The 14,185-nt window shown below is 46.8% G+C and carries 6 protein-coding genes; all 6 read left to right on the forward strand.

Annotation, left to right across the window (positions count from 1 at the left end):
• Window positions 1–22 precede the first annotated feature (22 nt).
• The 6 genes from F9K33_04540 to F9K33_04565 all read left to right on the forward strand — a co-directional run bounded on the left by F9K33_04540 (window position 23) and on the right by F9K33_04565 (window position 14,185).
• The gene (locus F9K33_04540) at window positions 23–2,686 is read left to right on the forward strand and encodes a protein kinase (protein KAB2880631.1); all 2,664 of its coding nucleotides are present in this window, start codon (window positions 23–25) and stop codon (window positions 2,684–2,686) included.
• 121 nt (window positions 2,687–2,807) lie between these two features.
• Window positions 2,808–5,774 carry a protein kinase gene (locus tag F9K33_04545; protein KAB2880632.1) on the forward strand — a complete coding sequence of 989 codons (2,967 nt, stop codon included), beginning with the start codon at window positions 2,808–2,810 and terminating at the stop codon, window positions 5,772–5,774.
• Entirely contained in the window at window positions 5,771–8,449 is a 2,679-nt protein-coding gene (locus F9K33_04550; protein KAB2880633.1) for a protein kinase, read from the forward strand. The genes F9K33_04545 and F9K33_04550 overlap by 4 nt, the downstream gene beginning before the upstream one ends.
• 83 nt (window positions 8,450–8,532) lie before the next feature.
• Complete coding sequence (locus tag F9K33_04555; protein ID KAB2880634.1) at window positions 8,533–9,651, forward strand: hypothetical protein; 1,119 nt, start codon at window positions 8,533–8,535, stop codon at window positions 9,649–9,651.
• Between the two features lie 183 nt (window positions 9,652–9,834).
• Window positions 9,835–11,946, forward strand: a complete 2,112-nt coding sequence (locus tag F9K33_04560; GenBank protein KAB2880635.1) for a protein kinase — start codon at window positions 9,835–9,837, stop codon at window positions 11,944–11,946.
• A 109-nt stretch (window positions 11,947–12,055) separates the two neighbouring features.
• The gene (locus tag F9K33_04565; protein KAB2880636.1) at window positions 12,056–14,185 is read left to right on the forward strand and encodes a protein kinase; all 2,130 of its coding nucleotides are present in this window, start codon (window positions 12,056–12,058) and stop codon (window positions 14,183–14,185) included.

Genomic DNA, 14,185 nt, shown 5'->3' on the forward strand with positions numbered 1-14,185 from the left:
GTGTTAAGGTTTCGGAGGACTGATGATAGGACAGACAATTTCTAATTATAAGATTCTCGACAAGCTCGGCGAAGGCGGTATGGGTATCGTGTATAAAGCGCACGATACCAAGCTTGACCGCGAGGTTGCATTGAAATTTCTCCCCCACTACGTTGCCTCCAGCGATACGGAGCGCGCGCGTTTCCTTCAGGAGGCCAAAGCCGCGGCTACGCTAAATCATCCGAATGTGTGCGTGATCTATGACATTCAGGAAGCCGATGATCAACAATTTATCGTGATGGAATATGTGGACGGCATGACGGTGAAACAAAAATTTTCCGAATCGCCATTGAAAATCAGCGATGCGATAAGTTATGCTGTTCAAATCGGCGAAGCTTTACAGGAAGCGCATGCAAAAGGCATCGTTCACCGCGACGTGAAATCCGAGAACATCATGATCAATTCTAAGAACCAGATCAAAGTGATGGATTTTGGGTTGGCCAAACTACGCGGCTCTGTGAAACTCACTAAATCATCAAGCACGACAGGAACTCTCGCTTACATGGCGCCGGAACAGATTCAGGGACAGGAGATCGACGCACGGGCGGATATTTTTTCGTTTGGAGTTGTGTTGTATGAAATGCTGACAGGCAATACGCCGTTCCGTGGTGAACATGAAGCCGCGATGATGTATTCCATTCTGAATGAAGAACCACAGCCGATACAGAAATTCCGTGAAGACATTTCCTCTGAACTGCTGCACGTTCTGCATCGCGCGCTTGAAAAAGATCCTGAAGAAAGATACCAGACCGTCAAGGATATGACGATCGATCTGCGACGAATGAAAAAGGAGTCGACGAGAGTGATGCGTACTCAGGACTTCGGTTCATCTGAAAAAAGCGGGTCAAAAATAAATTCAAAGCCGATGGAATCGGCATTACCGATGTGGTTTTCAAAAAAATATATTACCGGCGCCGGTATTCTTCTTCTTATCGCATTAACTTTCGTTTTCAGAGAGTATTTTTTTTCAGGTTCGACGGCCAAGAACGAAAAGAAGACCATGGTCGTGCTTCCGTTTGAAAACCTGGGGCCGAGTGACAAAGACTATTTCGTTGACGGCATGACCGATGAGATCACAAGTCGGTTATCCGGTGTGTCCGGGCTTGGGGTTATTGCCAGAACGAGCGCCATGCAATATAAAGGCACATCAAAAACGTTCAAACAGATCGGCGAAGAGTTGGGCGTCAATTTCATTTTGCAGGGAACGGTTCGCTGGGAGACGCTGAACGGCGAAACGCATGTTCGTGTAAACCCCACGGTCATTAAAGTTGAAGACGGGACGCAGGCTTGGTCGCAGTCAATGGAGTCGGTTCTCTCGAGCGCTTTCAAACTACAATCCGATATCGCCAGCAAGGTTGCGTCTGCCCTGAACGTTGCATTATTAAAATCCGAGAAACAGACACTCGAAACGGCCTTGACACATAATTCAGAAGCTTATGACTATTATCTTAAAGCCGTCCAGTATTCTGAACGAAGTAATTCCTTAAATGATATGGAAATCGGTATTCAGCTCTTGAACCGCGCCATTCAGCTTGATCCCTCCTTCGCAGCGGCCTATGCTAAACTTTCTTATGTACATTCAAACATTTACTGGTTCTATTACGACCGATCGGAAAGCCGCGTTGAGGAATCCAGGATAGCCGCAGAAAGAGCCATTCAGCTCGCCCCGCAACTTTCAGAAACCCGCGCAGCTATGGCATGGTATTATTACCACGGGAAACTCGACTATGAGAACGCGCTGGAACAGTTCTCACTTGCCTTGAAGTACCGCCCTAATAATCCGGATGTAGACTACGGTGTTGCGGCCGTTCTCCGCCGTCAGGGAAAAATGAAAGAGTCCGTTGAAGCCTTCAAACGATCTATCGCCGGCAACCCGCGCGTAGCGGAAATCGTTCGTCAGTTAGGTGAAACGTTGACGCTGACACGTGATTACGAGGAAGCGGATACCTATTACAGCAAGGCGATTCTGCTTTCTCCGGATAATATCGACGTCTATTATGAAAAAGCCAAGAGCCTGCTTTTGTGGAAATCTGATTTGGCCGGCGCGCGAAAGATCGTTGAAGACGGAAAACATTTGGGAAAAGTTGGAGGAGAAACGGATTATCTTAATTACCTGAAGTTTCTTATCGAATTATCGCAAGGCAACTTCAATGACGCAGAAGACGCGTTGAAACCGATGTCGTCATCCGGGGGTCTCAGCGATCAATTTCAGTTTTATCCGACATCCTTACTTCGCGCGCAGCTGGAAACTTTGCGCGGTAATAAACAAATCGCGGCGGTATGGTTTGACAGCGCCAGGATCTTCATTGAACAGCACCTGAAAACTAATCCGTACGATGAGCGCGGCTTTAGTTCGCTCGGTATAGCGCTTGCCGGATTGAGTCAAAAGGAAAACGCTATCCGTGCCGGCCTGCGAGGAGTTGAATTACTCCCGATAGAAAAGGAAGCCTGGCGAGGGGCTTTCCGCATTTACGATCTTGCCAAAATCTATGCGCTGACGGGTGAGCAGGATAAAGCCGTGAACGAACTTGAGCGACTACTGTCCATTCCGTCTGAAACATCCACAATTTGGCTAAAAGCAGACCCGGCCTTTGTCTCGCTTCGCGGGAATAAAAGGTTTCAGAAATTAGTTAGCGGGAAGTTGTAGAGATTTGAAGTTATGCTGAGTAAGTATTTTAAGTATCCATTATACGTATAGTCTGCAACCTCACCCTGTCTCCCTCTCCTTTGAAAGGAGAGGGACGGGGTGAGGTTAAGGAGCAAATGAGATGATCGGACAAACCATCTCACATTATAAGATCATAGAAAAACTCGGCGAAGGCGGGATGGGTATCGTGTATAAAGCGCATGACACACAACTGGATCGCTTTGTTGCGCTGAAATTTCTCCCGCATTATCTCAATTCCGATCCTGTTGAAAAAGAACGGTTCTATCACGAAGCCCGCGCTACCTCCGCCCTCAATCACCCGAACATTACGACGATTTACGAAATCGCGGAACATGACGGGCAATTGTACATTGCATTGGAATTCGTTGAGGGATCGACGCTGAAACAACTGGTCAAACATGAAATTCCATCAAACAAAACCATTCTGGACATTGCGATCCAAGCCTGCGACGGCATATCGACCGCCCATGAAAAAAGCATCGTACACCGCGATATCAAATCCGACAACATCATGGTCACGCCCAAAGGCCAGGTCAAAGTCATGGATTTCGGTTTAGCGAAAGTGAAGGGTGCGGTAAAATTAACCAATGCCGGATCCACGGTCGGCACGGCGGCGTATATGTCTCCTGAACAGGCGCTCGCCGTAGACGTGGACAACCGTTCCGATATTTTTTCTTTCGGCGTCGTACTGTATGAACTGCTCACGGCCCACCTACCCTTTCGTGGGGAGCATCAGGCCGCAATAACTTATTCACTGATTCATGAAGCACCTCAGCCTTTAGCGCGTTTTAATCAATCTGTTTCACCGGAGATGGAGCGTATCGTTTTGAAAGCGCTTGAAAAAGATAAGACAGAGCGTTACCAGCATATTGAAGACATGCAGGCCGATCTTCGTAAAGAAATGAAGAACATGGAATATGCACGAACAGGATACGTCAAAGCGGTTGCCGCCTTGCCGGTTGTGAATGCCGATAAGAATCGGAAAGTGCTGAAATATGCGATCCCCGCCGTCGTTGCGGTCATTATCATCGCGGCTTTTGTTTTTAATCCCTTCAGCGTGCAGATCAATACGCAGAAAACCCAGGCCTCAGAAAAGAACTCACTAGCTGTTATGTATTTCCAAAACATTGCGGACCCTGAAGACAAACATCATACCGGTGACATGCTGGCCGATCTTTTGATTACTTCTCTTTCTCAGACCAAAGACCTCGAGGTTGTCAGCCGGGAACGATTATACGATATTCAAAAAGAATTTAAGGCCGACTCAAGAATCATTGCACCGGACATGGCAACCAAAGTGGCGCAGCGCGCCGGCGTGACCACGATGCTTCTCGGATCCATTCTGCAGCACGAGCCCACTCTCGCTGTAACCGCGCGAATTATTGATGTTCAAAGCGGAAAGATCCTCAGTTCCGTTCGCGTGATCGGATATTCGTCGAAACAAATTTTTGCGCTGGTCGATACGCTCGCTTTACTCATAAGAAACGACCTCCGCATCGCCGATGCTTCGCCCGATGAAAAAAAATCGGTAACAACGGTTACTACAAATTCCATTGAGGCCTACCGGTCGTACATCGAGGGCGTTGATCTCAACGGGAAATTTCTTAATGAAGAAGCGTATGTTGCCTATAAAAAGGCGATAGAACTCGACACCAATTTTGCAATGGCGTATTATGCGCTGGCAACTGCCAGAGGAAATGTAAGCAGCATGGAACGCAGCGCGTCTTTGCAAAAAGCATACGCTCTCAGCGGCAGACTCCCGGAACGCGAACGTCTGATCATTCAGAACACCTATGTCAGTGATATTGAAAATAACCCTGCAAAAGCGGCTGTTTTGATGGAAGAATATATTCAGAAATTCCCGCATGAGAAAGGCGCCTATCTTGAACTTGGAGCATATTATGGACGCACCGGAGAATTGGAAAAAATGGGATTAACCTACCTTAAGGGAATTCAGGTCGACTCCCTCGATAAGAATTTGTGGAATATCCTTGGTTATCACCAGGCCGGCGTAAATAACAAAAGCAAAGCTTTGGCCGCGATGGAACGCTATATGAGATTGGCGCCAGCGGAGCCCAATCCCTATGACAGCAAAGGCGATATTTATTTTATTTTGGGAGAAACAGACTCGGCGCTGGTTTGGTGGAAAACAGCTCTAAAATTCCGCACGGATTTTATGAGTAGTTGGAAAATCGGCGCACAGTATCTCTTACGCGACGATTATGCCCATGCAGAAAAATATCTGCTTCAATATGCCTCGGCGCGAGGAGAAGATCACAAACTATATGTTGACGCCGTTCCACCGCAGATTGCCATGCGTCAGGGAAAAATGAATTTAGCTATTCGACAAATTCTCGAGTTGCTGCCCAGGCACGCTAAGCAAAACCCCCCCGATCTGATATTTTATGATTATGCAGACCTGATCTCCCTTTACGATGAAATAGGAGACTTTGACGCCGCAGAAAAGTATGCACGAATGAATGCATTGGAGTTACAGAAGGACCCGGCGTATCCTGTAGCCGGCGCAGATCTATTAGCGTACGTCTTTCACAGAAACGGCAAACAAAATTTGTCTGCAGAACTGATGCGCGGTCTTCGAAACAACTACGATAGGATGGCGCCTGAAGATAAGGCAAATGTCGATTATACGGACGGCGTACTTGCTTTTGAAAAAGGAGATTATGATGCGGCCCTGAAACATTTTCAAAATGCAACGGCACGCGCCTTTCCGAATCATGCCCCCCAATATCACATGGCTTTGAGTCTTTTAAAGTCCGGACAAACGGGGGATGCTATAAAGGAGTTTCATCTTCTTACATGGCGTTCCCAAATGGGTAACATGTTTTTTGACCTCGATTATCTTCCCTTTTGGAATTACGGGAGTGTTTTTTCCGTCAAAGCTCATTACTGGCTTGGTGTTGCTTATGAGCAACAAGGCGAAAAACAAAAAGCAATCTCAGAATACGAAAAATTTCTTCAGATATGGAAAGATGCCGATTTCAAATCGAAAGAACTGGAGGATGCAAAGATAAGGTTAGCAAAACTTAAAGGAGTTACGGCCCCATGATCGGTAAGACGATTCTTCAATACGAAATCCTCGAACAGCTTGGTGAAGGCGGCATGGGCGTCGTTTACAAAGCCAAAGACACCAAGCTTGATCGCCTGGTCGCGCTGAAATTCCTACCGGCCAACGTTTCCTCTACGGATGCCGACCGCCAGCGATTCATGCAGGAAGCCAAATCCGCCGCAACGCTGAGCCATCCGAATATTTGTACCGTCTACGATGTGCAGGAATTTGACGGACAACTTTTTATTGCGATGGAATATATCGAAGGAGAAACACTTCGCGACAGAAAAAATAATATCTCATTTAAACAATCTATTGATATCGGTATTCAGGTAGCAGAAGCTCTTGCCGCCGCGCATGAGAAAGGGATTATACACCGTGATATCAAACCCGAAAATGTAATGCTCCGCAAGGACGGCCGCGCGCAGATCATGGATTTCGGGCTGGCGAAACAGCAAGGCGCTTCGCGGCTGACGAAACAGGGCAGCACCGTCGGTACGATCGGCTACATGTCGCCGGAACAGGTGCAGGGATTTAATGTGGATCACCGCACGGATATTTTTTCCTTTGGCGTATTGTTGTATGAACTTGTGTCCGGACAGTCGCCCTTCAAAGGTATGCACGAGACCGCAATCATTTATGAGATCGTTAATGTGGACGCGGAACCCGTTTCCATTATCAAACCCGATCTACCGACCGACCTCGACGCGATACTGCTTGAGTGTCTCGCCAAAGATCCAGACGAACGTTACCAGTCTGCCAAAGAAATCGTCAAAGACCTGCGAAAGTTAAAAAGGGAATCCAGCAAACAAACCGCCAGCCGTGTTCTTGCCGTACGTCAAAGCCAGATTAATTCCGGCATCCGCCCGCAGACGGCCGTATTCGAAACCGTGCATGAGAAAAAGCCTTTTTCATTCAATATCTGGATGCTCGTTTCCGCGCTGTCCATTCTGTCGTTGTTGGTTCTGCTAACAACCTATTTTCTTTTTGTAAAAACGGAACCCGAATTAATGAGATTATCCTTTGAATCTCCTGCAGGTGAATTTTTTAATTCTTCCGTTGGAGGTCATATGGAAATTTCTCCTGACGGAAAAGCAATCGCTTTCGTAGCTTCCGATTCGCTGGGTAGAGATCATTTATGGGTTCGTCCGATATTCTCATCTATGCCGGTTCTCTTGCAAGGAACAGAAAATGCATATTATCCGTTCTGGTCATGGGATAGTAAAATGATCGCCTATTTTGCTGAAGGCAAACTCAAAAAAATTGACGCCGGAGGTGGCCCTTCCTTCACTATTTGTGAGGCTGGAAGCGGAAGGGGTGGCGCATGGAACCGAGACGGTATAATTGTATTTGCGCCCGTCAGCGGCGGACCACTGCACCAGGTTCCATCGGCCGGAGGAACGTCCAGGCAATTAACTTTTTTGGATTCTACAGAATTCGAGGTAAATCACCGCTGGCCCTGTTTTTTGCCCGACCAAGATCATTTTTTCTATTCTGTTCAAACCACCAAGGCTTCACTTGCTGAGGACGCGGAACATATTCGGATCGGCTCATTAAGTGACGCTCAAAACAAGATCATCATCCGCGCATCAAGCAACACAGCTTACAATCATGGTTGGGTTATGTACTACAAACAAAACTCACTGTTGGCTCAACGGTTCAGTGAGGGATCATTGGAATTGAAAGGAGAGCCGATACCGATTCTCGAAAACCTTTTGTACGCTCAGGTTCGAAGCAAAGCGGCGTTTTCGCTATCGCAAAATAATCGTCTGGTTTTTCTTGGAACTTCAAGTGCCGACAATGAAATGGTCGTATATGGCTATAACGGCGTCATCCAGCATATTATCAAATCTAAAGTTGCAGATATAACCGCAGCATTCTCCTATGATGGAAACTATATAGCTACCGATGCATCCGAAACCGGAGGTAAAAACTCGGACCTTTGGATTCATGATATCCAACGTAACAGCGACACACGGTTAACTTTTGACAAAGCGGATGAAATAGTGCCGCAGTGGACCCCCGACGGCAGCAAGATCTATTTTAGTTCAAACCGAACCGGCGTGTATTCTGTGTATGAAAAGAACAGCAACGGAACCGGAGATGAAAAATTAGTTTACGGGTCATCCGCCCCCGCCTACATTACGGATGTCTCCTCCGACGGAAAAAAATTAATGCTCTCGCTCAATACACAAGGCGCTCAAAAATGGGATCTCGGCTCGTATGACCTTGCTGAAAATAAATTCACGTCGCTGCTGACTTCTGAATTCAGTGAATGGCTTGGAAAATTCTCACCCGACGGAAAATGGTATGCCTATCAATCCAACGAAACGGGAAAATACGAAATATATATTCGGCCGACGGACGGATCGCCCAGCAAATGGCAAGTCTCCACCAATGGGGGCACAGGGCCGACCTGGTTGAGCAGCGGGAAAGAAATTATTTTCAGTCTCAATGATCAGCAAATTATTTCAGTTCCGGTCTCTGCCGCAGGTAATCAGATCGTCATCGGCCAGTCTAAATTGCTTCTGAAACTCGATACCGGGTTTCAGACGGGCGTGCTGAATATATCCAGAGACGGGAAAAAGATATTGGTTCGTCGCTCGTTAAATATCCAAGCCCTAAAAAGCGCCTCGCTTATTTTTAATTGGCAGAATTTAGTGGAGAAAAAATAGCAGAGTATTGAACACTAATCATTGATCAATGTTAGTATGCACCGATACCGGAAATATTAATAACTACCATAAAGGATAAAGCAATGGAACTCAATAGCAAAAAACTTGAACGAACGTCACGTATTGTTCACTATTCTATTTCAACAATACTTGCATTATTTCTCATCCTCCTCTCCAACCGAATTATTGCTGATTTGGATACTGCGGCAACGAGGCCGGAGATCGGACACTTTGAGGATCACACAAAACTGGCGGATCTTAATAATAAAATCAGTGAAATCAATATCGATATTGAAAATTTAAACGCTAAGAAAAGTACGATTGAGCATACCATAGCGGCCGCAAGAGAAAATTACACGAACGAAAAGCAGTCGTTCGATAATTGGGTCCAAACCAGAAAAACGTTGGGCTCTCCGGACAAAGACCAGGAAGTAGTAAAAAGAGCAAAAAAACTGGACGAATTTTATAAGGTCGAAGAAGATTGGCGTGCACAGCTTAATGTAAGACAGCTGGAAATTGACGCCAAATTAAAACAACAAGAGGAAATCCAGAACCTGATTTTTCAAGAAACTCAGGCGGCTGAAAAAGAATACTATAAGGAACTTAAAAAATACGACCTTAAAGTTTTTCTGATCAGGCTGCTTTTTGTTGGCCCTATTTTAGCTTTGGGCATTTTCTTTTTTGTCCGCTTTAGGCGGCATAAATATTCGCCGTTATTTTTTGGGTTTACTCTATTTTCCTTATATGCTTTTTTCTTCGGACTGGTTCCCTATTTGCCAAGTTATGGCGGTTACGTCCGCTATGCCGTTGGGGTCATACTGTCAATAGGCATCGGATACTACGCCATTAAAACTATTCGGCAATTTATTGAACAGAAACAGGCAGAGCTAAAGGTTTCGACTGAAGAAAGAGCGAAGAATGTGCAAACCGACATAGCTGAAAAGGCATTGGAAAATCATTTCTGCCCTTCCTGCGGCAAGGACTTTTTAATTAAAAAATGGGAATTCCCTTTTAAGAATGTTGACAACGACTCTTACAAACTTGTAACCGATTTTTGCAGACATTGCGGGCTTGTCCTATTTTCAAACTGCAGTGCGTGCGGAAATAAGAACTTTGCACATTTACCTTTTTGTTCCTCGTGCGGAGCAAAAACAACCGGAAGCAAATTAGCGGTAAGTGAAGCCCGGGGCAAAAAAAAGTAATCAGTAATACCTTGATTCAAAAAACAAATCGAGACCGGCGTTTGCGCTATCTATAAGAATAGACTTGTGCTCGACAACCGATTTCTCAATACAAAATTCTCAATAACTCCCGCTTGCAGCGGGACAGGACGGCGATGGCGGACCCGTTGACCGAAGCATCATAACACAAAGGACATGTAGCCCATGATTGGAAGCACTATCTCTCATTATAAAATTCTTGAAAAACTCGGTGAAGGCGGAATGGGCATCGTTTATAAAGCGCAGGATATGAAATTGGACCGCACGGTCGCATTGAAGTTCCTGTCGGACCACCTTAACGCGAATGAGGCCGAGCAGGCCAGATTTCTGCAGGAAGCTAAAGCGGCAGCAACGCTGAATCATCCGAATGTTTGCGTGATCTATGCCGTTGAAGATATAGAAAAAAAACGTTTCATCGCGATGGAATTTGTCGAAGGATCCGATCTCAAAGCCAAGATCAAATCCGGCCGTTTGAGCATCGAGCAGGGCTGCGAGTACGGCGTCGCTATTGCGGATGGCCTGCGCGCGGCCCATGAACGCGGGATCGTTCACAGGGATATCAAAGCGGATAATATCATGATCACGCCCAATGGACAAGTAAAGATCATGGATTTCGGGCTTGCTAAACTGAAAGGGAGCACGCTCACGAAAACAGGAACGACCGTCGGAACGATCGCGTACATGTCGCCGGAACAATTCCAGCGCGATGAAATCAACGCCCAGACCGATCTTTGGTCGCTCGGAGTCCTGCTGTACGAAATGTTCTCCGGGCAATTGCCGTTTCGCGGCGAACATGAGGCGGCCATCATGTATGAAGTTCTCAATGTAGATCCTCAGCCGGTGCAGCGGATCCGCGAAGATGTCCCGGAACATATTCAAGACTTACTCTCAGAGCTGCTGCAAAAAGACCGCAAGAACAGAGTCGCTTCGGCCAAAGAAGTTGCCGACCGTCTGAAAAAGACTCCCTCCGAAACAGCGGCTAACCATCTGGAAAAATCCGTCGCCGTGCTTTATTTTGAAAATATGAGTTCGGAAAAGGAGAGCGACTATTTCTGCGCCGGCATTACGGAAGACATTATTACCGACCTGTCAAAAATCAAACAGTTGAAGGTCATATCCCGAACGGATGTGCTTCCATTTCGAAATAAGGAAGTGAATACGCGCCAGGTCGGAGATGCGCTCGGGGTTAATTACGTTTTGGAAGGCAGCGTCCGCAAGGCCGGCAGCAAGATCCGGATCACGGCGCAGTTGATCAATGTCCGAAACGGCTTTCACGTTTGGGCCGACCGTTTTGACCGGCTCGTCGAAGATATTTTCGATCTGCAAAATGAAGTCTCCCAAAAAATCGCCGAAGCATTAAAAGTTTCATTTACGGATTCGGAAAAACAACCGCACGCGCTAAAACCTACCGAAGATCTGCGCGCGTACGATTTTTACATGCGCGGCAGGGAGTATTTGAATACCCGCGGTAAAAAAATGAATGAACAGGCTATCCAGATGTTCGAACACGCCCTGTCTCTCGATGCCAATTTTGCCTTGGCCTATGCGGCGTTGGCGGAGGCGTGCGCCAATATGTATCTGTGGTATGACGGCGATCCGCAATGGCTCGGAAAGACGATAACGATGAATCAAAAAGCGCTGAGCCTTCAACCTGATTTGCAGGAAGCGCAATTCGGAATAGCCATGGTGTATCTTTATCAGAAACGATTTACCGAAGCGAAAAAAACTCTCGAGCGCATCATTCAAAACAAACCCGATTCCTATGACGCCGTACGGTGGATGGGAATTATTTCCGATATCACCGGCCAGTATGAAGCGGCGGTACAATTTTATGAAGAAGCAGCTAAGATTAAGCCTTACAGCGAGGAACCCTGGATGCATCTGGATATGACTTTCCGGCGTATGGGAAATGAACAGGCGTCAAATGATGCGGCAAGAAAAATCATTGAGATCGGCGCACGAAAATTTCAGGTCAACCCGGATGACGTGTTGACATTAAGCCGCATGGCAATCCCGTACGCGCGTTTCGGGGATAAAGAAAAAGCGCTTGCGGCCATTCAACGCGTGATGGAGATCGCAACCAATGACGGACTGGCTCTTTATAATTGCGCGTGTACGTACACGGGACTGGACATGAAAACCGAAACGCTCAGCGCCTTGCGCAGATCTCTGCAGATCGGCGGAAACGTCGTCAGGGATTGGGTCAAGACAGATCCTTATTTCGATTCGCTGCGCGGCGATCCGGACTTTGAAACGTTATTAGCGGAATTTGCTTAACAAACACATGTGATGATCAACCAAACTCTTTCTCATTACAAATTCTCAAAAAACTCTGCGAAGGCGGACTCGTGCGCCGTAGCATCATAATACAAAGGGTATATAAGCCATGATTGGAAGCACTATCTCTCATTATCAAATCCTTGAAAAACTAGGCGAAGGCGGAATGGGTGTCGTCTATAAGGCGCAGGACACCAAACTGGATCGATTCGTGGCACTGAAGTTTTTGCCGCAGCGCCTGGCCGGTTCGGAACAGGACCGGGCGCGGTTCATACAGGAAGCTAAAGCGACAGCGGCTTTAAATCATCCGAACATCCTTTCCATCTATGAGATCGATGATCGGGATGAGAGCGCATTTATCGTACTTGAATATATTGACGGCCAAACTCTAAAGGATTACCTCGCTGCCTTGAACACGGGCTCCGGCGTTCCGATGAAGCAGGCGATAGAATGGATAAAAGAGATCGCCCAAGGACTGAAAATTGCACATGACAAAAGTATCATACATCGGGACATCAAATCAGAGAACATTATGCTGACCAAATCGGGCCAGTTGAAGATCATGGATTTTGGGCTGGCAAAATTCAGAAACCACGGCACCGTAACCAAAGACGGTTCATCACTGGGCACTCTGTCATACATGTCGCCGGAACAAGCACAGGGACTAAAAGCGGATAACCGCTCCGATCTGTGGTCCCTGGGCATTCTCTTTTTTGAGTTGCTTACGGGCGATCTTCCGTTCAAGTCCGAACATGAAGCGGGATTGATGTACCTCGTGGTCAACCAGGATCCGCCCATGCCGAGCCAACTCGACCGGCGCCTCCCTGCATCGATCGACGCGGTTATCATGAAAATGCTTGAGAAAGACAGGGAAAAACGTTTCCAAAGCGTCGATGATTTCCTCGAAGCATTATTCTCTCTCAGCGCCAGTTTAGAATCAAAACAAGATACATCAAAAAAAATGGCGATCGCAGTTCTCCCTTTCACAACGATCGGAGGAGATAAAGAAAATGAATATTTCGGCGACGGGCTGACGGATGAACTGATCGTCAGTCTCTCGCAGCTGAAAAATTTTGACGTGATTTCTCGGACCAATTCCATGCAGTACAAGAGCACAGCCAAGGATATTAAGACCATCGGAAGAGAACTTGGAATCCGGTATTTGCTGGAAGGGAGCGTGCGTAAATTCCAAGATAATTTACGGATCACCGTGCAGTTCATCGATGTTGAAAATGGACGACAGCTTTGGGCTGAATCGTTCAAAGGTAAAATGGAAGACGTGTTTGACATTCAGGAAAAAGTTTCGAAGCAGGTTGTAGATGCGCTGATGATCAAACTCTCCCCCAACGAAAAGGTCATCCTGACCAAACGGTCGACCGTCAATGCCGAAGCATTCGACTGTTATCTGCGCGCGCGCGAATTTCTGTACCGCAGAACAAAAAGCAGTTTGCAGTTTGCCATCCACCTGTTCCAGAAAGCCATTGAACTTGATACGCGGTATGCCGCCGCCTATGCGGGGCTTGGAGAATCGTACGCGACTCTTCACTATGATTATGATACAAAAGAGATATGGGTGGATAAAGCGATCGAATCGAGCTTGAAAGCGTTGATGTATGACTCTACCGTTGCCGAAGCGTATGCAGCGCTGGCCATGGCGTATTTCAGCAAGAAATCTATCCAGGAAGCTGAGACGGCGGCACGAAAGGCGATCGAACTCGGGCCGAACATCTTCACGGGTTATTGGGTCCTTGCCAGAATCTGTCATGTGATGAGCCGCGATACTGAGACCGTAGAACTTCTGAAAAAAACAATTGAACTCAATCCGGATTTTCATACGGCATACGGCGAGCTACGGATGGCCTATGAACGTCTCGGCGATAAAGAAAAAATGACCTCCATCATCAACACGATGTTGGAGTTGTTCCCGGTCTATCTTTCGAAACATCCTGATGACGCGCGATCCCATATTCATTACGCTACCCAACTTGCCGTGGTTGGGAGAACACGAGAGGCTCTGGAACAAACCGCGAAAGCCATCGAATTGAGTCCCGACGATCCTTTGATGTTCTATAATGCGGCATGTGCTTATTCACGATTAGGTCAAAAAGATGCTGCGGTGGATGCTTTGAAAAAATCGATCGTTGCAGGACTGGAAGACTATGAATGGATCAAAACCGACCCTGATTTTGATGCAATACGCGATGAGCCGGGTTATGTCGAGCTAATGAAAGGAAAATAG

This window comes from bacterium (genome assembly GCA_008933615.1).
Taxonomy (GTDB): Bacteria; CLD3; CLD3; order SB21; family SB21; genus SB21.